This is a genomic window from Spirosoma aerophilum (genome assembly GCF_054782495.1).
In genome coordinates this window covers 486,745-509,643 of record NZ_BAAGSJ010000009.1, presented here as the reverse complement: position 1 = coordinate 509,643, position 22,899 = coordinate 486,745, and the positions used below count along the sequence as shown (strand labels likewise).

21 protein-coding genes are annotated in these 22,899 nt (G+C 52.7%); 16 read left to right on the top strand and 5 right to left on the bottom strand.

Going from position 1 to position 22,899, the window contains the following annotated elements; all coding sequences use genetic code 11:
• The first annotated feature begins 61 nt into the window (after positions 1-61).
• Both ACYVK4_RS09845 and ACYVK4_RS09840 read left to right on the top strand, forming a co-directional pair.
• A complete protein-coding gene (locus ACYVK4_RS09845) occupies positions 62-1,132 on the top strand; it encodes an acyltransferase family protein (RefSeq protein ID WP_461127323.1) in 1,071 nt (356 codons plus the stop codon).
• A 122-nt stretch (positions 1,133-1,254) separates the two neighbouring features.
• Positions 1,255-1,665: an iron chaperone gene (locus ACYVK4_RS09840; protein WP_461127322.1), complete on the top strand. Its 411-nt coding sequence runs from the start codon at positions 1,255-1,257 to the stop codon at positions 1,663-1,665.
• Between the two features lie 99 nt (positions 1,666-1,764).
• On the opposite strand, the gene ACYVK4_RS09835 is transcribed toward ACYVK4_RS09840, so the two are convergent.
• Complete coding sequence (locus ACYVK4_RS09835) at positions 1,765-2,529, bottom strand: SDR family NAD(P)-dependent oxidoreductase (RefSeq protein ID WP_461127321.1); 765 nt, start codon at positions 2,527-2,529, stop codon at positions 1,765-1,767.
• A gap of 107 nt (positions 2,530-2,636) precedes the next feature.
• Entirely contained in the window at positions 2,637-3,530 is an 894-nt protein-coding gene (locus ACYVK4_RS09830) for a ChaN family lipoprotein (protein WP_461127320.1), read from the bottom strand.
• A gap of 90 nt (positions 3,531-3,620) precedes the next feature.
• Between ACYVK4_RS09830 and ACYVK4_RS09825 the strand changes: the two genes are divergently transcribed.
• The 5 genes from ACYVK4_RS09825 to egtD all read left to right on the top strand — a co-directional run bounded on the left by ACYVK4_RS09825 (position 3,621) and on the right by egtD (position 9,315).
• Entirely contained in the window at positions 3,621-5,039 is a 1,419-nt protein-coding gene (locus ACYVK4_RS09825; RefSeq protein ID WP_461127319.1) for a sensor histidine kinase, read from the top strand.
• 8 nt (positions 5,040-5,047) lie between these two features.
• The gene (locus tag ACYVK4_RS09820) at positions 5,048-6,709 is read left to right on the top strand and encodes an FAD-dependent oxidoreductase (RefSeq protein WP_461127318.1); all 1,662 of its coding nucleotides are present in this window, start codon (positions 5,048-5,050) and stop codon (positions 6,707-6,709) included.
• A gap of 88 nt (positions 6,710-6,797) precedes the next feature.
• Positions 6,798-7,070 carry a UBP-type zinc finger domain-containing protein gene (locus ACYVK4_RS09815; RefSeq protein WP_461127317.1) on the top strand — a complete coding sequence of 91 codons (273 nt, stop codon included), beginning with the start codon at positions 6,798-6,800 and terminating at the stop codon, positions 7,068-7,070.
• Between the two features lie 77 nt (positions 7,071-7,147).
• Positions 7,148-8,344, top strand: coding sequence for an ergothioneine biosynthesis protein EgtB (egtB, locus tag ACYVK4_RS09810; RefSeq protein WP_461127316.1), 1,197 nt, complete (start codon positions 7,148-7,150; stop codon positions 8,342-8,344).
• Positions 8,308-9,315, top strand: a complete 1,008-nt coding sequence (gene egtD / locus ACYVK4_RS09805; RefSeq protein WP_461127315.1) for an L-histidine N(alpha)-methyltransferase — start codon at positions 8,308-8,310, stop codon at positions 9,313-9,315. The genes egtB and egtD overlap by 37 nt, the downstream gene beginning before the upstream one ends.
• A gap of 59 nt (positions 9,316-9,374) precedes the next feature.
• Here egtD and ACYVK4_RS09800 read toward each other — a convergent pair whose 3' ends face one another.
• Together ACYVK4_RS09800 and ACYVK4_RS09795 are read right to left on the bottom strand one after the other, a co-directional pair.
• The gene (locus ACYVK4_RS09800; protein WP_461127314.1) at positions 9,375-10,907 is read right to left on the bottom strand and encodes a SusD/RagB family nutrient-binding outer membrane lipoprotein; all 1,533 of its coding nucleotides are present in this window, start codon (positions 10,905-10,907) and stop codon (positions 9,375-9,377) included.
• A gap of 42 nt (positions 10,908-10,949) precedes the next feature.
• On the bottom strand, positions 10,950-14,135 hold the full coding sequence (locus ACYVK4_RS09795) for a SusC/RagA family TonB-linked outer membrane protein (RefSeq protein ID WP_461127313.1): 3,186 nt from the start codon (positions 14,133-14,135) through the stop codon (positions 10,950-10,952).
• 461 nt (positions 14,136-14,596) lie between these two features.
• Here ACYVK4_RS09795 and ACYVK4_RS09790 point away from each other — a divergent pair, with 461 nt between their 5' ends.
• The 9 genes from ACYVK4_RS09790 (at position 14,597) to ACYVK4_RS09750 (ending at position 21,581) form a co-directional block, all read left to right on the top strand.
• On the top strand, positions 14,597-15,418 hold the full coding sequence (locus ACYVK4_RS09790) for a phytanoyl-CoA dioxygenase family protein (RefSeq protein WP_461127312.1): 822 nt from the start codon (positions 14,597-14,599) through the stop codon (positions 15,416-15,418).
• Between the two features lie 90 nt (positions 15,419-15,508).
• Positions 15,509-16,732, top strand: coding sequence for a sterol desaturase family protein (locus ACYVK4_RS09785; protein ID WP_461127311.1), 1,224 nt, complete (start codon positions 15,509-15,511; stop codon positions 16,730-16,732).
• 34 nt (positions 16,733-16,766) lie between these two features.
• Positions 16,767-17,390: a redoxin domain-containing protein gene (locus ACYVK4_RS09780; RefSeq protein WP_461127310.1), complete on the top strand. Its 624-nt coding sequence runs from the start codon at positions 16,767-16,769 to the stop codon at positions 17,388-17,390.
• Positions 17,377-18,309 carry a DUF1684 domain-containing protein gene (locus tag ACYVK4_RS09775; RefSeq protein WP_461127309.1) on the top strand — a complete coding sequence of 311 codons (933 nt, stop codon included), beginning with the start codon at positions 17,377-17,379 and terminating at the stop codon, positions 18,307-18,309. The genes ACYVK4_RS09780 and ACYVK4_RS09775 overlap by 14 nt, the downstream gene beginning before the upstream one ends.
• Before the next feature lie 113 nt (positions 18,310-18,422).
• Positions 18,423-19,589 carry a methionine aminotransferase gene (locus ACYVK4_RS09770; RefSeq protein ID WP_461127308.1) on the top strand — a complete coding sequence of 389 codons (1,167 nt, stop codon included), beginning with the start codon at positions 18,423-18,425 and terminating at the stop codon, positions 19,587-19,589.
• A gap of 56 nt (positions 19,590-19,645) precedes the next feature.
• A complete protein-coding gene (locus ACYVK4_RS09765) occupies positions 19,646-19,954 on the top strand; it encodes a hypothetical protein (protein WP_461127307.1) in 309 nt (102 codons plus the stop codon).
• A 63-nt stretch (positions 19,955-20,017) separates the two neighbouring features.
• Positions 20,018-20,212 (top strand): hypothetical protein, encoded by a 195-nt coding sequence (locus ACYVK4_RS09760; RefSeq protein ID WP_461127306.1) that lies wholly within the window; start codon positions 20,018-20,020, stop codon positions 20,210-20,212.
• Positions 20,205-21,008 (top strand): mycofactocin-coupled SDR family oxidoreductase, encoded by an 804-nt coding sequence (locus ACYVK4_RS09755; RefSeq protein WP_461127305.1) that lies wholly within the window; start codon positions 20,205-20,207, stop codon positions 21,006-21,008. Before ACYVK4_RS09760 ends, ACYVK4_RS09755 begins: the two co-directional genes overlap by 8 nt.
• Positions 21,009-21,179: 171 nt before the next feature.
• Complete coding sequence (locus tag ACYVK4_RS09750; RefSeq protein WP_461127304.1) at positions 21,180-21,581, top strand: hypothetical protein; 402 nt, start codon at positions 21,180-21,182, stop codon at positions 21,579-21,581.
• Positions 21,582-21,794: 213 nt separating this feature from the next.
• On the opposite strand, the gene ACYVK4_RS09745 is transcribed toward ACYVK4_RS09750, so the two are convergent.
• On the bottom strand, positions 21,795-22,862 hold the full coding sequence (locus tag ACYVK4_RS09745; protein WP_461127303.1) for a PLP-dependent cysteine synthase family protein: 1,068 nt from the start codon (positions 22,860-22,862) through the stop codon (positions 21,795-21,797).
• Between the last annotated feature and the right edge of the window lie 37 nt (positions 22,863-22,899).

Below are 22,899 nucleotides of genomic sequence, written 5' to 3'. Positions count from 1 at the left end.
GGGCGTACAATCGAGGAAGTCGTATAAATTTTGCGCCGGTTTCTGGCGAAAACGCAACCGCATGGGAGAACTAAATTCGGCGATCATCCACACGAAGCCTCACTTTGCCATTCTGGATGGATTGCGCGGGGTAGCAGCCCTGGCCATTGTTATCTTCCATTTTATGGAGTGGGTTTATCCCGACCCCAGCGGAAATTTTATCGCCCACGGGTTTTTAGCCGTCGATTTCTTCTTTTGCTTATCGGGCTTTGTTATCGGCTACGCCTATGATGACCGAATTCGTCAAATAGGGCTGGCCACGTTTTTCAGACTACGACTCATCCGATTGCATCCTCTGGTGATAGTAGGATCGGTATTGGGATTGCTGGGATTACTGTTCGATCCCTTCGCGACTACTCCCGATTTGGCTGGTCGGGCAAATCTGTGGGTGACCTTTGTTTGTTCGCTATGCCTCATTCCGCTGCCCATTATGAAAGAGCGGGCATTCAATCTGTTCAGTTTGAATGCGCCCGCGTGGTCATTATTCTGGGAATACATGGCTAATATTCTCTATGCTCTTGTATTTTACCGAATCAGTCGTCGCTATTTGTCCGTGTTGATGGTACTGGCCGCCGTCGTATTGTGTTGGGTTAGCTACCGGGCAGGTAATCTGCTGGGCGGGTGGGCAGGGTCAAATTTCTGGGATGGTGGTGCCCGGGTAGCCTACTCGTTTCTGGCCGGGTTACTGCTTTACCGGGCCAACTGGATTGTAAAAAATAACCTTGGCTTTGTGGGTATGACGGTACTCCTCCTCGTTGCCTTTCTAATGCCTTATACCAAATGGAACTGGTTGGTCGAGCCGATCATTGTGCTGTTCTATTTTCCAACTCTGATTGCGGCTGGAGCTGGAGCTGTTCTGTCGCCCGGACTTAAAAAATTGTGCGTGTTTCTGGGCCGGCTTTCCTATCCGCTCTATATGACTCATTATGGGGCTATGTGGATTTTCGGCAGCTATCTGGCCAGTCATAAACCGGATACCCTGCACCTGTCACTGATTGTGGTTTCCGGAACGATTTTACTTGGAGCGTTCGCTTATCTGGTGCTGGTCCTGTATGATGAGCCCATTCGACGTTACTTAACGAGCCGTCGGTAGCCAGACTGACTTGTGGTTAGGTGATTAAAAGCTTTACCACTCGGGAGTCCATTGAGCGCGCGTAATCGTTTGCCTGATTATGGAAAACGAAGAATAGCCATTAATACCTCATCCACAAGATTATGAACACAAATACCACAACGGATATCGATACATATATTGCCGCGTTTCCGCTCGAAACCCAGGAACTGCTGCAACAAGTGCGGCAGACTGTTCGAGGTGTCGCTCCCGATGCCGAAGAAGCTATCAGCTACGGTATTCCTACCTTAAAACTGAACGGGAATCTGGTTCACTTTGCGGCCTTCAAAAACCACATAGGCTTTTATCCGGCACCACAGGGACTTGACGCGTTCAAAGACGAGTTGTCCCAGTACAAAGGCGCAAAAGGGTCGGTCCAGTTTCCCATCGATCAACCGCTTCCTTTAGAGCTGATCGCGAAAATTACCCAGTTCAGACTGGCGCAGAATCTGGCCAAAGCCGAAGTGAAAAGTAAAAAGAAAACACCTGCCACTACCAGCAAACTCTCCGATTAGGAGATGGTAGCGGTACAATGTACCCACTGACTTTAGTCCGTGTTTTTTACTCGTGTATACGCCAGCTAAAACACGGACTAAAGTCAGTGGGTACATTATCTACAATCCCATTCCTCCATCCACAAAAATGGTTTGTCCGGTAATGTAGCGCCCGGCGTTGGAGCAGAGCAATACGGCCATGCCCGCAATGTCTTCCGGCTGGCCTTCGGAGCCGATGGGGATGGTCATGCGCTGGCTGATGCGGTCGGGAACGGGGGGCGTTGGCTCATCGGTGCGGGGTGTTTCGATGACACCGGGCGAGAGATTATTCACCGTAACACCCCGGTCGGCGAGTTGCATGGCCAGGTTACGAACCGTATTCGCTACGGCCGCCTTAGTCCCGGCGTAGACGATCATGGTAGGGTGGGGTTTCAGTTCCTGCACGCTGCCAATAGTCAACAGCCGGCCCCAACCGCGTTCAGTCATGCCCGGTGCAAAACGCTGCATCAGCAGCAACGTCGATTTCCAGTTGGCAGTAACCTGCGTGTCGAACTCGTCGGGTGTTGTCTCCTGCCATTGTTTCGGAAGCTGTACCGACGCGTTGGTGACCAGAATATCAATGGCCCCCAGTTGATCACTGGCCTGTTGAAACAGGTCGTCGGCTTCATCGGGGCTTGACAGATCAGCGCCAATAATGCCGGTCTTTACGCCGAACGCACTCACCTGATCGGCTACGGCCTGGGCTTCGTCTTGATCGCTTCTGTAGTGCACCAGCACATTAGCCCCGAATTCAGCCAATGCCAGCGCAACGGCTTGTCCGATCCCCTGACTAGACCCCGTGACAAGTGCATTTCTACCTGATAAGTTGAGTAAGTCCTTAATCATGGTTAATTTGTTTGCGGTTTTAGGCAGGCTGGTCAACGTTCTGCCAGCTATTCAACACAAAACCTGAAACCGGTACCAAAAGATTAAAAACTTATTAAAGACAGTCGTTAATACGTCTTTGTCATATCGGCCGGGATCGCCAGTACGAAATCAGCCAGATTTCGGTTGTCGCCAGCGGGTTTTTCGATGTCCGAAAGTTCGACGGAGGAGAGCGTAAGAATTTTTAAGGCGGGTTGCTTCTGACGAAGATACCAAACGATCCCTTCGAAGTTTTTGGAGTGATAGTCGCCGTTGAAGTGCAGCACCGTTTGGCCCGGCTTCCAGTTTTGCAGAATGAAATAGGCCATAGTCGCGTCTTTAATGGCCTGCGCACGCGCAAAATTGGCGGTCATGTCGGGCTGTGTGCCATGCTGGCCCGCCCCCGCTTTGCCATCGGTTCCGCCCATCATATCCATCATGGCTTTATAGCCGGGCAGGGTCAGGTCGACCGAAATAGGGAGTGGAGCCATCTGCCGTTTGCCTTCGGCCGAGATCGTGTCGAGGGCTGATAACCCCTGGCGGGACACCAGGCGGGCGTATCGACGGGGAACATTCGTGGCCACAAAAGGAATGTGCTGCTCGCGGGCGAAATCGGCGATGGGTTTGTAGTCGGTGTCGAAGTTGGGCCAGAGTCGGGCCTGAGTGGCCAGTTCCTTGCTGGTTGTCCGGCCCTGTACGTAATCGCTGAGGGCGGTCTGGTTGTCGGCTTCGAACATTTCGGCACCGAGAACAAGGTTGCCTTTCCGGGTAGTTTGTAAGTCTTTTGTTAGTTGAAATTCAAGCCAGTGACAAATGGGATTATTATGTAACTCGCCAAATAAAATAACATCGGCTTCTGACGCCTGACGTAGTAATTTAGCGTAAGAAGTTGACTTTAGGGTAGGCGTATAGAGACGGTAGGCTGGCTTATCGGCTCGGAAAGCCACAGACATAAAACAGAGTAACAAAATTATGTGACGCATTAGCCAGATAGTTAGTCGATAGTGCTGTAACCAATCTGTCGTAAAATTGGTTACCCGTCTGTCTGTCAATGCCTTCCTTTTTTTACGAATATGTTAGAAACACTACAGAAATTTCCTGCCTTTGCGGGTGTTCCTGATGAACAGCTGCAGTGGCTTATCGACCGGGCCGAGGACGTCTCCTACCCCAAAGAAACCATTCTTTACCGCGCCAGCGAACCGGCTGATCACCTGATCATGCTGCTGGAAGGCCGCATCCGCATCGATAATGGGTCCAATGGTGTGGGCGACGAGTTGTTTGTCTATGACCCATATTCCATTATTGGGGTGCTGCCCTTTTCCAGGATGAAAAGCTTCCCCAATCGGTTCGTTACGAACACCGTGGTCCGTATCCTTCGCCTGCACCGCGATCAGCTGCCTGCAATGATTCAGCAGTGCTATGATCTGACAGCCTCGCTCGTACAGCAAATGACCAGCCGGGTTCGGTACTTTACCAAACAGGCGCAGCAGGACGATAAACTGGCGTCGCTGGGCCGGTTATCGGCTGGTCTGGCACATGAACTGAATAACCCCGTGGCGGCTGTTGTGCGGTCGGTTGATACGCTCAGCACCCATCTGCGGGCCACCCCCGAATCGTTCAAGAAGGTGATGAGCCTGCATTTGAACGATGAGCAGGTGGATCGGGTAAAAGCTGTTTTCTTTGCTAAAATGGATGCGAAATCATCCGTCGATACGCACAAGTTGACGCTGATGGAACGGACGAGCCTGGAAGATGACCTGACCGACTGGCTCGACGATCATGGGATTGACGATAGTCTGGATCTGGCCGGACCGCTGGTTGAATTTGGGTTTACGACGGATGATCTGGACTGGCTCCTCGAAAAAGTGGGCGACGATAATCTGGCCGGGGTGTCGAACTGGATCGTTAATAATCTGGTGACCGAAAAGCTGGTTTCCGACATCAGCGAAGCCTCCAAGCGCATTGCCACGCTCATTGATTCGATCAAGAATTACACCCACATGGACCGTGGGGGCGGCAAAGAGCAGGTACTGCTGTCTGATGGGATTCGGAATACGCTGACGCTGCTGAACCACAAAATCAAAAGCAAGCACATCGACCTCAAGCTAAACATCGCCGACGATCTGCCCGCTGTTTGTGGCTGGCCGGGTGAGCTGAACCAGGTCTGGACCAACCTGATCGACAATGCCATCGATGCCATGCCCGACGGGGGTAGACTGGAAATCATCAGTCAGCCCGACCATCGTTCGGAAGGAGAGACGCCCAATAGCTGGGATTTTGTGCTGACCCGAATCATCGACAATGGCAGCGGTATTCCAGACGATATTCGCGATAAAATATTTGAGCCCTTTTTTACCACCAAAGAGATTGGTAAAGGCACCGGCCTGGGCCTCGATATTGTGCAGGGCATTGTGAAGCACCACAATGGGTCCATCAAAGTACAGTCTAAGCCCGGTCATACCGAGTTCAGTGTTTGTTTACCCACACAATAACTTCCTTCATGAAACTACCCATTATTTTCTCCATTGACGACGACGAACAGGTGTTGCAGGCTATTCAGCATGATTTGCGCCAGCAGTATCGTAAGAAATACCGTATTCTGTGCACCAGCTCGGCGCAGGAAGCCCTCGACTCCTTGCCGGAGCTAAAGAAAAAGGGCGAAGAAGTTGCCCTCTTCCTGTCCGATCAGCGGATGCCCAGCATGACCGGGGTGGAGTTTCTCTCCAAAGCCAGGAAAGTGTTCCCGAACGCCAAGCGCGTGTTACTCACGGCCTACTCCGACATTGATGCGGCAGTGCGGGCCATCAACGAAGTACAACTGGATTATTACATTGCCAAGCCCTGGGACCCGCCCGAAGAGAAGCTTTACCCGGTACTGGATGATCTGTTGAGCGACTGGTTCTCGGATTACAGACCTGCTTTTTCGGGATTGAAGCTAGTGGGCTATCAATTTTCTCCGCTGTCGCACAGCCTGAAGGATTTTCTGGCCGGTAACCTGTTTCCTTATCAATGGCTCGATATTGAAACCGATGATCTGGCCAAGGAGATGCTCGAATTGCACGGCTTCAGCACAACCGATCTACCCGCCGTTATTCTCGACGATGGTACGGTACTGAAACAGCCAACGCTGGCTGATCTGGGGGCTAAGCTTGGTCTTCAACCCAAAGCCTCCGGTGGTCTATATGATTTAGCCATTATAGGTGCTGGTCCTGCCGGACTGGCTGCTGCCGTATACGGCGGTTCGGAAGGACTCAAAACGATTTTGATCGACAAACGTGCACCCGGCGGGCAGGCCGGTACCAGCTCCCGAATCGAAAACTACCTCGGCTTCCCCAACGGGCTGAGCGGGGCCGACCTTACCCGGCGGGCCATCACACAGGCCCAACGGTTTGGCGTGGAGTTTCTGGCTCCGCAGGAAGTTCAGTCGATTACGTCGCAGGGGCAATACAAGCACATCAAGCTGGGGGGCGGCAATGAGATCATTGCCCGTTCCATCATCCTGAGCACCGGCGTTTCCTACCACCAGCTGGACAACGAAAGCCTGAAGAAGTTTACAGGAGCGGGTGTATATTACGGAGCCGCGACCACCGAAGCCTTTGCCTTTAAAAATCAGCCGGTCTTTGTGGTTGGTGGCGGGAACTCGGCCGGTCAGGGCGCTATGTACCTCTCCCGGACAGCCTCGCAGGTGTACATCTGCGTGCGTCGGCCCGATCTGACAGAAACCATGTCGCAGTACCTGATCGAGCAGATTGAAAAGACGCCCAACATTACCGTACTCGGTTGCACCGAAGTGGTGGAAGGCCTGGGTAATGAACGGCTGGAATGCCTGGTACTGGAGGATATGAACACCAAAGAGCAGCGGACCGAAAAAGCGGGCGGCCTCTTTATCTTCATCGGTACCAAACCCCTCACTGACTGGATCGAGATGGACATCATCAAAGATAACAAAGGGTTTATTGCCACGGGCCGGGACTTAGCCAAGTACGCTGACTTCAAGCAGGTCTGGCGCTATAACCGGGAGCCGTTCTCCCTCGAAACCTGTAGCGCGGGCATCTTTGCTGCCGGCGACGTGCGGGCGGGAGCCATGAACCGCGTGGCTTCGGCCGTCGGCGAAGGGGCCATGGCCGTGAGTTTCGTTCATAAATACCTGGCCGAAAGTTAATTAGAAGTATGATACAGGATGTATGATGTATTAATGGCTAATACATCATACATCCTATATCATACATCATTCACACTAGTCAATTCTTATGCTCAACCAATCTATCTGTTCTCACCTCTCCGCCATCACGGAACTTCGCGTGGAAAAGGAACACGTCTGCGAAGAATGTATCAAAATCGGTAGCCCGTGGCTGCACCTGCGCACCTGCCAAACCTGTGGCGTAACGCTCTGCTGCGACTCGTCGCCGAATAAACATGCTACGAAGCATTTTCACGCCAGCGGGCACCCGGTCGTGGCCTCCGCCGAACCCGGCGAACGCTGGCTCTGGTGCTATGAAGATGAACAAGTTGTCGGATATTAAACAAGAGCCTTACTTTATCGTTTTCTATACTGAAGTTGTCTATAGACTACTGGATGACTTGTCATGACAAACGGAGAATGATTGCCGAACAAACGCTTACCGAACAATATTACCGCGTACGGCTTCATTCCGAAGCTATATGCCGGGGGCTCGAAACCGAGGACTATGTTGTCCAGCCGGTTGCCGACGTTAGTCCGCCTAAATGGCATTTGGGGCATACGACCTGGTTTTGGGAAACGTTTGTGCTGGTCCCCAATGCTCCCGGTTACCGCATCTTCCACGACGATTTTAGTTTCGTTTTCAACAGTTATTATGAAACTGTTGGCAAGCGTGTGCTGCGCACCGATCGGGGCAACCTCAGTCGCCCGACAGTGGCGGGTGTATATGCCTACCGGGCGTACGTCGATGAGCAGATGAGCCGGTTTCTGGATACCGTCGACCTGTCGCCCGAACTCTACGCGCTCATTGAACTGGGGCTGAATCACGAACAGCAACACCAGGAGCTGCTCATTACGGACATCAAATACATTCTGGGCCATAACCCCTTGCTGCCCGCTATCCAGATGCCGGTGCTGGAGCATCTGACACAGGCCAGCCGCCCGCCCATCCTCATCAGGGAGGGCGTTTATCGAGTTGGTTATCAGAGCCGGGATGGACAACGGAACGGATCGTTCTATTTCGATAATGAAGTTGGGGCACATAACGTCTATATACATAAAACAACGCTGGCTGGCAATCTGGTCACGAACGAGGACTATCTGGCTTTCATCAAAGCGGGCGGCTATCAGAACTTCCGGCATTGGCTTTCCGATGGCTGGGCGTGGGTAAAAGCAAACGACGTGAAAGCCCCTCTATACTGGCATCAGGTCGATGGCGAGTGGTGGCAGTATACCTTCGACGGCCTGAAACCCGTTGATCCGGATGCCCCGGTTTGCCACGTAAGTCACTACGAAGCTGATGCCTACGCGCGCTGGGTCGGCCAGCGACTACCCACCGAATTCGAATGGGAAGTTGCCGCCGTGGATTCGGCCGCTGAATCCCTCAACTGGGGGGCGCGGTGGGAGTGGACCAACTCGGCTTACCTGCCGTATCCCAGCTTTGTTACTGCGGAGGGCGCTGTGGGTGAATACAATGGCAAGTTTATGAGCGGACAGATGGTGTTGCGCGGAGCTTCTGTAGCGACGCCCGAGGGGCATTCCCGGCCAACGTACCGCAATTTTTTTCAACCAGACAAACGATGGCAGTTTACCGGAATACGTTTAGCGAAGGGATAAATGGTGCTGGAACGGACACAGCTGATGTTGATCCAGCCTTAGTGGAGGAAGTACGGACTGGTTTGCAGCGAATCCCCAAGCGCCTGTCGTCGCGGTTTTTTTATGATGCCGAAGGGAGCCGCTTGTTTCAGGAAATTATGCACGCGCCGGAATATTACCTGACCCGTTCGGAGTATGAGATTCTGGATACGTACAAAGCCGATCTCCTGGGCCAGTTTTTGCCCGACAAGCGACCGTTCGAACTGGTCGAGCTGGGTGCGGGCGACGGGCTGAAAACGAAAATTCTGCTTAGCTTTTTCGTCGATCAAGCCGCTGACTTTACTTATGCACCCGTCGATATTTCGGTCGATGCGCTGGAGGATCTGGTGGTCGATGTGCGGCAGAAATGGCCCGATCTGCGGCTTAATCCCCGTCACGACGATTACTTTAACGCCCTCGAACAGCTGTCGGAAGAGTCGGATGCCCGGCGGGTGGTGATGTTCCTCGGCTCAAACATTGGCAACTTCGCGCCCGACGATGCCATCGACTTTTATCAGCAATTGCATGACCGGCTTCGGCCCGGCGATCTGGTACTGACTGGGTTCGACTTGCAAAAGCATCCCGCCATTATTCATGCGGCCTACAACGACCGGCAGGGATTGACAAAGGCGTTCAACCTGAATCTGTTGCGCCGGATCAACCGCGAACTTGACGCTGACTTCGATCTGGCAGCTTTTGACCATTACGAAGTGTATAACCCCGAAACGGGGGAGGCTCGGTCGTATCTGGTGAGTCAGCAGGCACAGACCGCAACGATCAGCGCGCTCGACATGCAGGTGCCCTTTCAACACGGCGAAATCATACATACCGAAATATCCCGAAAATTTACCCGCACTCAGATTGAGCAACTGGCGCAGCAAACCGGTTTTAGGGTAGCGGGCTGGTTTTCCGATAGCAAAGGCTACTTTGCTGACGTGGTATTTGAACGATAAACAGAAAGGCCCGGCTACATGTAGTCGGGCCTTTCTGTTCGATTAGATTGGTCAGCAATTTACTTCTTATCCCACCAAACGCGGGTGTCCAGATCATCGGCACCCTGCCGGGCTACAGCTTCCTGCCGGTTGGCCGTGTTCACCGCGATTTCGGAATCCGGATAGGATAACCGACTAATGAAGCTGCCTTTGATCTCTTTGCCCGGATAGGGGTTAGGCGTCAGGGCCGGGAAGCCACTCCGCCGGAAGTTGGCGAATACCTCAGGACCATTCAGGAAAGAAGCAACCCAGTACTGGGTGTTGATCAGTTCAAGACCTTTGGCCGGACTATACGGATTCTTGGCCAGATAAGCGGCAATATCGGCATCCGCTACCAGCGACGAAGCCGCATAATCGCCTAACTGCTTCATGTGCGCTGTAACGCCGGCATTATAAAAGTCGGCAGCATTACCGGTTGTCCAGGTACGCTGGGCGGCTTCGGCCAGCAGGAGCTGCGTTTGCGCGTAGGTGACCAGATAGCAGGGCGCGAACTGGCTTCCCATACGAGTCCGGTCCAACTGGCTATAGTCGTAAAAACTGGCCAGGCCATCCTGAGTAGCCCGTGCTGTAATGGTGCCATTGTCAAAGCCCAGGGGCATGCCAATCTGGGTAGCCGTTTCGCGATTGGCGCGGGCGGCTGTCTGCTCCGGACCACTTTTGGCTCCCACATACCGAACGGCGATGGATACAAGGCGTGGATCGGACGTCGATTTCAGGTAATCCACGAACGTCTTGGTCAGGTAGTAGTTGGCCGCTTCGGTAGAATTAAGCGTAGCACCTACACCGTTGGTGTAGTTGGCGTTGTTCCGGACCAGGGCATTATCGGCGTTGGACTGCATCAGGCCACCGGCAACGGCTTTCTGAACGGTAGACTGTGCCAGTGTCGGGTTTACTTTCGTCAACCGCATGCCCACCCGCAGCAGGAGCGAATTGCCAAAGCGTTTCCACTTCGTAATGTCGCCACCATAGGTAACTTCGCCGGCTTCGGTTGGTTTCGATGCATCCAGAGCGGCCGTTGCTTCGGTCAATTCCTTGATGAGGTCGTTATAAATGCTCTCCTGTGTATCGTATTTTGGCGTTACATTGTTCGCGATATAGCCAATACCCGCCTGGCTGTACGGAACGTCGCCGTAGGTGTCGGTCAAGACAGAAAACGTATACGCTTTCCAGATACGGGCCATGTTGTAGAGGTTGGCCCGGTTGGGGTCGGCTTTCGTCTGGTTGATTACGTCGACCAGATACCGCACTACGTTTTGATAATACTGCCGCCAGATACCCCCATTGACACCTGAGGGCCCCCGGTTGTCGATGTTGTAATTACCCCCGGCAACGATACCCGAGTTGGGTGTGAACATCTGTTGAACGATAGGCTCCTCAAAGGTTAGTATGCTGCCCGGAAAGGAGGTACTGATCATGGCATTGTTGAACGTAAACACCGGGTTGAGTGCCGTGGCTGCCGTTGGGTTAACGTTCAATTCATCGAACCCTTTGTCGCAACTGCTTGTCGTAAAAAGCAGGGCAATCAGGGGTATATATAAGAGTGTCTTTTTCATGGAAGTAATAAGATTTTTGGCCCCTCCGGGGCGTAGGGGCTTTTAGAATTTAACATTCAGGTTAAAGCCAATGCTGCGGGTAGTCGGCAAACCGGTTGATTCCAGACCAATCAGGTTGTCGGAACTGAAGCCAAACTGCTCGGGGTCGATGTTTGGCACCCATTTCTTGATGATGGCCACGTTGTTGGCTACAGCACTCAACCGAACGCCTTTGATAAACAACGTTTTGGGAAGCATCTTGGTGAAGTCGTAGCCAATACTGATCTGGCGGAGTTTCCACAGCCCTGAGTCATACACGACCTGCTCGCCCAGGCTCTTGGAGCGGCCTACCGAGTAGTAATCCTGAACGAATGCCCGAACGGCGTTTGTTTCGCCTTTGTCGTTCACGCCAACACCCACCATCTTGTTGTCAGCTTCGCCCCGGCCTATTAGTGTTTCTTTGTGTAAGCCATGACGGAAAGCGTTCAGGTTAGTACCCGAGATCATTTTTCCACCCAGTTTGAAGTCGATCAGGAACGAAAGGTTCAGGCCTTTGTAGTTGAATGTATTGGTGATACCGCCGGTGTACTTAGGCAGCGCCGAACCAAACGAAATGGGAGCGGGTGTACGCACGGGTAAGCCATCGCCCCCGTGAACGATTTGTCCCGCTGCGTTCCGTACATAACCAAAGCTATACAGCTGACCCAGTTCTTCGCCCACAACCTGCCGGAGGTCACCCACGTAAATGCCGTTCCCCACAACAATCTGTTCGCCTGGTTTATCGGTCAGCAGTTTGAGCAGTTTGGTTTTGTTGTAAGCCCCGTTCAGGGTAATATCCCAGGAGAAATCCTTGGTACGAATGGGCGCCAGGTTGAGCAATACTTCGATACCCTGGTTCTGGCTCTGACCGTTGTTGATCAGCGTGCTGGTATACCCGGAGGCATCGGACGACTGAGCCTGTACGATCTGATCGCTGGTAATCTTGCGATAAACGGCCATGTCCAGACCAACCCGGTTGTTAAACAACTTCAACTCCAGACCCACTTCGGTCTCAGCCGTACGGCTTGGTTTGAGGGTGGCGCTCGGTACGGTATTGGACGTAATGTTGCCCACCGGCTGGCCCTGTCCTGCCGGATTGGGGAACAGGTTGGCGTTGACCGAATAGAACAGGTTGTTTGAGTAAGGCGCTACGTCGCCGTCGCTGCCGACTTCCGCATAGGCTGCCCGGATCTTACCGAAATTTATAAAAGAGGGAAGATTCTCGAAAGCCTGTGAGAAGACGAAGCTACCCGTTAACGAAGGGTACAGGATGCTGCGATTAGCGGGTGAAAGGGTAGAGAACCAGTCGTTCCGTAAGGTACCGTTCAGGAAGAGGACATCTTTGAACGAAAACTCAGCCGCCGTGTATAATGAATTCACTTTGCGCTCACTCAGACCATAAATGGGGTCTTTCACGCGTCCGTTCTGCGGCACGTATAAGCCCCGCACAATGAAGTCCGTGACCTGTACGCTGTTAAGGTCGCTGCGACGGTATAACTGGTTGCCACCCACGGTGAGGTCAATACCAAACGCGCCAAACTTACGATTGGCACCAACCAGGAAGTCGGCGTTGATTTCGCGGAAACGGCGGGCGTCCTGCACATAGGCACCATTGACGAAACCAGCCGGTGCCGCTGCCAGTGAGGCCTGCCCCGTTGGGAAGTTATAATCCTGATCGCGCGACCAGTAATCCTGCCCGATCCGGCCCTGCACATACAGCCAGTCGGTTACGTTATAGCGAGCGGTGAGGTTGCCGAACAGGCGATCCCGGCGAATGTTCTCGAACTTGTTGTTGAGGACAAAGTAAGGGTTCGTACGGTTCATGAAACGGGAGTACACAAATTCGTTGCCGGTAGCCGGGTTGATCTGGTTGGCTTCCAGCACGTCGAGCGGCATGGAGTTTGCCAGGGTATAGATAACCGTTGGCGTACTGTTGTCCTGCTGGGCAATCTGAGGTGGGTTCTTGTTGTACTCGTTCGAGTAGTTGATCGTTCCCGTAACGGTTAGCCGTGGCGACAGATTGTAGCTGAAACCCAGGTTGATCGTTTTGCGGCTGAACGTGTTGTTGCGGGTGATGCCTTTGTTGTCCAGGTTGGCGATCGACAGGTTGAAACCGCCTTTCTCATTGCCCGACGATACCGCAATTGAGTTGGTCCAGGTGGAGCCATCCCGGTAGAAGGTGTTGATCCGGTTCCGAACGGGTGCATAGGGCACCGTTACGCCCCCGAAGAGTACTTGTGTCTGACCGGCAAACTTCTCACCGAAGCTCCACACGCCCGAAGTTGGGTTGGCCGCCGTTGGCCGCACACCGTACTCACCCTGCCCGTACTCATACTGGTAATCGGTAAAGTCCATCGGATGGTCTGACGTAAAGTTGCTGTTGAACGTTACGCCAATACCCTGGCCGGTGCCTTTGGTTTTGGTCGTGATCAGGATGGCGCCGTCTTTGGCACGGGAGCCGTACAGAGCCGCTGCCGTACCGCCTTTCAGCACCGTCATGCCCTCAATATCGTCCGGGTTAATGGACGAAAGACCGTCGCCACCGTCGGAGTAGTTCCGGTCGCGGTTGCCGATGGAGTTGTCGCCACCGGTATTGCCGTTGTTCTGGCCGAAGTTCGTGTTGTCGATAGGGACGCCGTTCACAACGATGAGCGGGCTGTTCTGCCCGGAGAAGGACGACTGACCCCGAATACGAATCTTACTCGTACCGGCGGCACCCGTACCCAGGCTGCTGATGTTAACACCCGCAATTTTACCCTGCAAGGCATTGATGAAGTTAACCGTACGGTTGGTGGTCACCTGCTCCGGATTGACAATGGCGGTGGCATAGCCCAGCCGTTTGGCTTCTTTCTTAATACCCAGAGCTGTCACGACCACCTCGCCCAGGTTCTGCTCGGCTTCCTGAAGGGTAACGGTTAGCTGTGTCTGGTTGCCAATGGTGATTGTTTGACCGGCAAATCCGATGGCGCTGAACACCAGGGTTGCATTGGCCGGAACGTTTAAGGTAAAATTGCCACCACCATCGGTAGTCGTTCCTAATTGAGTATTTCTAACTAAAATGGTTACGCCCGGAACGGCTTGCTGATCTTTGGCAGCTATGACCCGGCCCGTGACGCGCCGGTCCTGTGCCAAAGCTGTATGACTAATCAGGAAAATGGCCCATACCGCTAACAGACAGGCGCTAATCCTTATTCGTAAATTTTGTCTCATTTCGAGTTAGATTGGTTTTGAGTTTCAGTGTTCAGATTAATCCAAAAAATTCTTCATTAAATGACAGAACAGTAAAGATAACAGTTTGCTGTATTTACCATGAACTTTTTCTACATAAAACATGAATTTTCTTACGCTAAATAAAAATTTGGAAATATTAGAATTCATAATCACCTTTGCCTATCAAACTAGGGGATTATGTGATTTCCCCCTGCCCTTCACCCTATGAAATTGGATCAACAACCGACGTCGTTACCCACAAACGCCCATCTCATGCGAATGACAATGGGGATGTGTTGCTAAATCCATCAAATCCACCTGGACATATCTGAACAGGTCAACTCAATGCTAAAAACATAAACTTCCAACTGCTGCTTTTTTGATTCTATAATACTATACTAAGTAGATAGAATAAGTAGTAATAAATTAACAAACCTAATCAACACCAATATTTCAGTTTTATGGTAGCCTTATCTGACAACCTGATTCTTACTCGTTCGACTCCGCTTTTAACCGCCGACGAACGGAGTTCTTTCGAGAAAAATGGATTTCTTCACATCAAAAATTTTGTAGACCGGGACACCGTACAGCTTTTTTTGCGTGAGTTACAGCGTGTGGAAGCCGAATGGATTGACGAAAACGTTGATAAGGTCAATGGTATCCCCATCAAATTCGGACGGGATGAAAACGGGCAGCCTATCGTTCAACGCTTTGCTTTTGCCTCCCTGTTCAGCCCGGTGCTGCATGAGTTCCTTCAGGACGACCGGCTCAAGGAATTAACCCAATTGCTACAGCCCTACGATGGCCGCATTGGTGAAGAAGAGAAAGACGGGCTGGTAGTGAATCACTACGTTCGGACACCGGACAGCAACTTCTCGAAGATGGGCTGGCATACCGATAGCCCGCGCGATCTGTTTCTGGGACAGCGTATCCGGCCGATGCTCAATGTGGGGCTACACCTCGACGATTGCCCCATGAGTAATGGTGGCCTGCGGGTGCTGCCGGGTACCCATAAGCAAAACACGCTGATGACGCTGTTCCGGAAGCGCCAGTTCATCGACCACCGCCCCGACCCGCGCGAAGTTGGGTTCGATATTGAAGCGGGTGACCTGACCATCCACAATGGTAGTTTATGGCACCGCGTAGAGCAGTCGCCCAACATGGGAGCCGCCAGCCGTCGCCGGGTCATGTATGTTCCTTTGGTGACGGGGGATTACCAGCCAAAGACGGCTGCCAGCAAGACGCCCTTTTATCACCGGCTGGGGGCCAAAATATTTCGTTAAGCATTGGTTATTAGGCTATTCGTTATTATTTAACAGGGTTGGCAGTCAGCGAATAACTTAATGGCAAATAACGTATAACCAGTACTTGCTATGCACCTCAACTGGCTTGCTTTAGCTGTTCCGTTCTTCCTGCTTTTTATAGGCGTGGAATACCTTGTGACAAAACGACTGCAGAAGAACTTCTTCCGGTTTAACAGTTCGGTAGCGAACCTCAACGTCGGTGTTGCCGAACGGTTACTGGACACGTTCACTACGGGTGCGTTCTACTTCGTTTATGATTACCTGCACCGTCATTACGCCCTGTTCGATATTCGGGCTAATGTGTGGGGATGGGTCGGGTTGCTGATTGCCACCGATTTTGTCTGGTACTGGTATCACCGGCTGGCGCATGAGATCAATGTGTTCTGGGCGGTTCACGTCGTGCATCACCAGAGCGAGGAATTTAATTACACGGTTTCGGCGCGTATTACGGTATTTCAGGCAGTAGTGCGTACGGGTTTCTGGGCCATTTTGCCCGTCATTGGTTTTCCGGCCGAGATGATTACGGGGGTGTTGCTGCTACATGGACTCTATCCGTTTTTCATTCATACCCGAACGGTGGGGAAGTTGGGCTGGCTGGAATATGTCTTCGTAACCCCCTCGCACCACCGGGTACACCACGCCAGTAATCCACAGTATCTCGACAAGAACTACGGCGATATGTTTATCATTTGGGATAAACTGTTTGGCACCTTCGCCGAAGAGCAGGAGGAGCCTGTGTACGGCCTGACCAAACAACTGGACAGCCACAGTTTTTTGTGGCAGCATTTTCACGGCTGGCTTGAACTGGCAATGGCAGTGCAACGGGCAACGGGCTGGCGGGAAAAACTAGCTGTATTATTTGGTCGTCCCGATACCATTGATCCTGCCATTCGCAACGAACTGGAACGCCAGTTTCTGTCGGCCGATGCTGCCGGGCGTTCGGTCAGTCACAATAACAGTCGACGGTTTCGGGGCTATGTGGTAGGGCAACTGGCTGGTACGCTGCTGCTTTTGTTCACCTTTCTGCTCGTTGAACAGCATGTGCCCGGTTACTTTCAGTTGTTGACGGCCTTGTTCATTCTGCTCACGGTCATCAATTGTGGTGCCTTGCTGGAGCAGCGTCGGTGGGTGTTATACCTCGAAATTGGTCGGGTAGGGGTGTTGTGGCTGGCGCTATACGCCTTGCTGGGTTACCCCATGTTTATTGTGCTGGCCTACATTGGTGGGCTCTCTATCTGGGCTTATTTCTCCCTGGTTCAGAAACGGTATTTTCAACTGGTATACGGGAGTTGATTTCATTAGTCGTTCAAAGTTAATAGCCATACGTATGACACTCGAATTCCAAAACGAATTAGGCGATATCCGGTCTGTAACGACCCAGCCTCGCGCCAAAACAGTTCCGGTTCAGCCGTTGCTCACGGGCGATCTGGCTCCGTTTTTCAGCCTGTCAGGTGCATCAACCAATTGGCGTGCTTCGGTCTTTGGCCAGAAACTGCCCGACGCAGCTACGTCCATCCTCGATCTGGTGACTGTGCGGCCGCTGGTCGTGAGCTTTTACTGCCCATGCTGGGGGCGCTATGCCCGGCCTTATCTGGAGTCGCTGGTTCGGCTGAATCAGGCACTACTGGCTGTTGATGCTGAATTAGTTGTGTTTTCCAACGAATCGCCTGGTATATTGGCCCGTCAAGTGGATGGCCTCGATTTTCGGGTGGCCTACGATGCTGAATCGACGGTGGCCCGGCGGTTTGGCGTATACAGCGAAGACTATCCCCTCTGGGAGCGCGTGTCGGGTATTTCGGAAGACGCCTTTACGCCCGCTTTATACGTCGTAGGTCAGGACCGCCGGATTGCGTACCATTTTCTGGATGAAGATTTTGACCGGACGCTTGATTCGGGACACATTGTTTCTGTTATTGAAAATTTGAATTATGCCCCCTATGCCATCTGCTGAACAGCCTTCCGGCCGATTTAAAGGTTACTCACACTGGTTTTTCGGCCTGTGGCTTCTGGCTCTACCGGCCGCTGTTGGCTGGCGAAACGCCGATGGACCGTCCTATAAGGCGCAGATTGATGAGTGGCACCAGAACCGGGTAAACGCCCTGAAAAGCGAAACCGGCTGGCTGAACCTGGCCGGGCTGTTCTGGCTTAACAAGGGCAAAAATTCACTCGGGCGCGGCACAGACTTCGATGTTTCGTTTCCGGTAGCCGAGGCTCCGTCCGATTTCGGCTTGCTTCAGCTGGAAAACGGACAGGTTCGTTTCGTGCCCAAAGCCGGGGTGTCGGTGTTGGCTGATGGGAAGCCCGTTAGCGAGCCGCTGGTTATTTTTGCCCCTGATGAGAAGCCTGTTGTGCTGGCACATGGCTCGCTTCGGTGGTTCGTTATCAAGCGTGGTCCTAAATATGGCGTTCGGCTCCGCGATCTGGACAGCCCCAATCTAAAGGATTTTCAGGTCATTAACCGATACCCCGTTGAGGAAAGCTGGCGGATAAAGGCACGCTTCGAAACGCCAAAATCACCTGCAACCATTGCCATTACGGATGTGTTGGGACTCACGTCGCAGCAGCCTCTGGCGGGTACGCTCGTCTTTGAGCGGGCGAAAAAAACGTACCGGCTGGATGCTGTTAGCGAAGGCGACAAGCTATTTATTCTGTTCAGCGATCCGACAAACGAGCATGAAACATATGGTGCCGGCCGGTTTTTGTATGCCGACCGACCGGCGGGTGAGCAGGGGATGGTCATTCTAGATTTCAACCAGTCCATCAATCCACCCTGCGCTTTTACGCCCTACGCTACTTGCCCCATTCCGCCAAAGCAAAACAAACTGGCAATGGCTATAACCGCTGGCGAAAAGCGCTACGGTGAGCATTAGGGTAATGGGTTCAGGCTGGCACGGGTAAATACCCGCGCCAGCAAAATAGTGTAACTACAATAGCGGATCGTCACCGTAGTTAAAACCCTGATTTTTGTAATCATTGATTATTAATGAGTATCCCATCCATAGCCAGAGCCGCACTTACCTCTAAACTGCCCAACGTAGGCACCACGATTTTTACCGTCATGTCGAAGCTGGCGACCGAAACGGGTGCGATCAATTTATCGCAGGGGTTTCCTGGTTTCGACTGCTCGCCCGAACTGGTATCGCTGGTTGAGAAGTATCTCAGAAATGGCTTCAATCAATACGCGCCGATGACGGGTGTTCCGGCCCTGCGGGAAACCCTGGCCCAGAAAACCTTCGCCCAATACAACGTAGCCTACGACCCCGAAACGGAAGTGACGGTCACTTCCGGGGCGACAGAAGCCATCTTTGCCGCTATAGCGGCCGTCGTGCGTCCCGGGGATGAAGTGATCGTGCTGGAACCAGCCTACGATAGCTACGTTCCGGCCATTGAACTCAATGGAGGGGTACCCATTTACGTTACGCTGACCCCTCCGGATTACACCATCGACTGGCAGGCCGTTCGTGAAAAAATAACGGATAGAACGCGACTGATTCTGGTCAATACACCCCATAACCCAACCGGGCATGTCTGGACAGCAGACGACCTCAACCAACTGGCCGATCTGGTCCGCGACCGCACTATCTGGATCGTAAGTGATGAAGTCTATGAGCATATTCTGTTCGATGGACGGACCCATCACTCGCTCATGACCCACCCCGAACTTCAGGAGCGGACGTTTGTGGTGGGTTCATTCGGTAAAACGTTTCATATTACGGGCTGGAAAATCGGCTATTGCCTGGCTCCGAAAGAATTGAGTGCCGAGTTTCGGAAAGTCCATCAATACCTGACGTTCAGCACCGTTACTCCCATCCAATACGCGCTGGCCGATTACCTGAAAGAACCGGCACACTATCAGCAGCTGCCTGATTTCTACCAGCGCAAACGCGACCTTTTTCTGGCGGGTTTGGCAGGCTCGCGCTTTACGTACACCCCCGCCGAGGGCAGTTTTTTTCAAACCGTTTCGTATGCCGCCATCACCGACGAGCCGGATTATGACCTGGCCATACGGTTAACCAGAGAGATTGGCGTGGCGTCGATTCCGGTTTCTGTATTTTACAACCAGAAGAACGATTATAAGATATTGCGGTTCTGCTTTGCCAAAGACGACGCTGTGCTGCAACAAGCCGCCGAGCGGCTGCGTGTGCTGTAAAGCGGTCCAACCTATGCGGTCCAACTTATTCGGTCCAACCTATTTGAGCTTGACGGATGCCTCGAATTACCCCACTCCCCAAAAACGAAGCGACACCTGATGTGCAGGCCGCTTTTGATGCGCACGTTGCCGACCATGCCGGTAGCCGCATCACGAATATGAAAGCTACGCTGGGGCGGTCATTGCTGTCCTTCCAGATTTACATGCAGTGGTACCCGCTTTATGAACAAGTGAAAGCCCTTGTGGGCGGCCGACTGGCGTATCTCTACGCACACGCCATTTCGGAGGGTTCCGACTGCCCCGTTTGTACCACCTTTTTCCGGCGGATCATTATCGACAACGGCGAACGTCCCGAAGATCTTTAACTGACCCATGAGGAGCAACAGCTTATTAACTTCGGCAGCGCCATAGCCCAGCATAAAGGCGAGGTGCCGGATAACCTGTACGCACCCATTGCCGATCGGTTTACCGACGAGCAGATCGTTGTTCTCGTCGCCTTTGCCGGGCAGATGATCGCCACTAACGTGTTCAACAACGTGCTCAATGTCGACATCGATGAATACCTGTATCCCTATCTTCCCTTAACTCAGTCTGCCGAAAACCCCATCAATACCCATGGCTGATCTACACGGTCAAGTAGCGTTTATTACCGGAGCTGCTCACGGGCAGGGGCGGGCTGTAGCCCTGGCGTTAGCTCAGGAAGGCGTTCACATTGTTGCTTTCGACCTGGCCAAACCAATGGCCTATCCCGGTTACGCCCTCGGTTCAGAAAGCGAATTGGATTCCCTAAAGCGTGAAGTGGAAGCATTCGGCGTCTCCTGTCTGACCGCACAGGGCGATGTTCGGCGGGATGCTGACATAGTACAAGCTGTTAATGAGGCAACGGATAAATTGGGACGAATTGATATTCTTTTTAACAACGCAGGCATCTGTGCGTACGGGCTGGTGCACGAATTACCGGAAGAAGAGTGGGACGCCATGCTCGACATTAATTTGAAAGGGGCATGGCTGGTCGCTAAACGAGTTATTCCGGTCATGATGGCGCAGCGGTCCGGGGTAATTCTCAACAATTCGTCCATTGCGGGTTTGCGGGGCATGAATCGCCTGAGCCACTATGCGGCTTCCAAATGGGGACTCGTCGGCCTGACGAAGTCATGGGCTATTGAACTGGCTCCGTATAACATTCGCGTCAACTCCATTCACCCAACGGGCGTTAACACACCCATGAACGACGGCCTGGCCGAACTGGAAGGCACTACCACGCAGGAAATCGCCGAACGCTCGGCGGGAAATCTGCTGCCCGTGCCTTGGGTAGAGCCGGAAGACGTATCGGCAATGGTGCTGTTTCTGGTATCCGATAAAGCCCGTTACGTAACCGGGTCACAGTTTGTGCTGGATGCCGGTCTACTGACGCGGTAGTAAATCCCGGAACCGTTCAATCAGTCATCCTTATTTTCCCGCCACTCATCAAGTTGCCTGACCGTTCTAGTAGTTTGTAATGCATAGTACCGGCTGTGACCTATATCTTTGTTTCACCAATCGGGAATAACCCGACTAGATTTTAAACTGAAACAGAAAAACATAAAAGTCATGAAAACGCTCGTCAAATCACTCGCATTAGCTCTCTCTTTAGGTTTCATCACATCGGTAGCTTCGTTTGCTGAAACTAATCCCGGTGGTCGTCCTGCAGCAGCGGCCGTATCTTACCAGACGGGTATCTATACCTCTGTAGATGGTAAGCTGAACATTGGTCTCGATAAACAAACCGGTGGTACGGTTGAAATTCGTCTAAAAAGTGCCGACGGCAGCGTATTATTCACCCAACGTGTGGGTAAAAACGAAAGCAAATACCGGACCCGTCTGAATCTGGACGAACTTCCCGACGGTGTTTACAAAGTAGAGATTAGCAATGGTGTTGAAACGACTACGCAGAACATAACCCTGTCGACCCAACGGCCGGAAGTATCCAGCCGCCAGGTGGCCATTAAGTAACATAACCACTCACCTTCCTCTCTACCTAAAATGTAAAGCCGCTCCTGCTAAAAACAGGGGCGGCTTTTGTGTGTACCGTAGTAACTCACCACAATCTCTCCCCTTGAAAAAAGGAAGGGGCTACAAAAAGGCAACCCGTTACTGAGCCCCTCCCCTTTTTTTAAGGGGAGGGGTTGGATAGGACGCGTGGGGCTTCCGCCCACGATACTTAACTTAAAACACCCCTGGTCTTCCTACCAACAGTCGGCTGATGGGGCGGTAATCGGTAAACTCGATATCGGGGGCGACGTAACCCGGCTTCAGAGGCTCTTCCCGTACCAGATCGGTGCTCAGGTATTTCTTGTTGCTGTCGCACAGAATGGTCACTACGCGGGCGTCGGGTCCCATTTCACGCTGTAAATTGATCGCTCCGATCAGGTTGGCTCCCGACGAGATGCCCACCGCGACGCCCAGTTGAAGGGCGAGTTTTTGCGCGATCAGGATAGAGTCGCCATCGTTGGCCTGCACAATCTTGTCCAGTTCGTTTAGCTTGAGAATATCCGGGATGAATTCATCGAAAAAGCCCTGAATCCGGTGTGTTCCGGTTTTATACCCCACCGACAAGGTTGGCGATTCGGCGGGTTCGAGCGGGTGAATACGAATGTCGGGTTTGCGGGATTTCAGATACCGCCCCACACCCATGACCGTTCCACCGGTACCGACACCCGCCACAAACGCATCGGGCGTAATGTCGACACTCTGAAGTTGCAGCCAGATTTCTTTGCCGGTTGTCAGCCGGTGTGCGTCGGCGTTGTATTTGTTGGCGAACTGACGGGGCAGGAAAACGAGCGGGTCGCTGGCGGCCAACTCCTCCGACCGGCGAATGGCACCCATGAACCCACCCTCTTCTTTGGTGAACAGAACAATGTCGGCTCCCAGGCTCCGGATGATGTCGATACGTTCCTGGCTGATACCGGCTGGCATGATGATCGTAACGGGGTGGCCCAGCGCTCGCCCTACCGCCGAGAAGGCAATGCCCGAACTTCCGCTGGTGGCTTCCACAATACGGTCACCGGGTTGAATATTGCCCTCCCGATAAGCCTGATGCAGTACATGAAGCGCCATCCGGTCTTTCATGCTGCCGGTCAGGTTATAATGCTCACATTTTACGTAGATCGAACGGGGCTTCCCCTGGTCGGTGTAAAATAACTCCAGCATGGGCGTGTTGCCCACCAGATGCCAGAGGTGTTCAAATTTTTCCTGCGTTGCCGGTTTTATGGCGTTTTCGGTGGGTGACATCATGAAGTTCATTAAAAAAACTACCCGCAATGGCTTACAC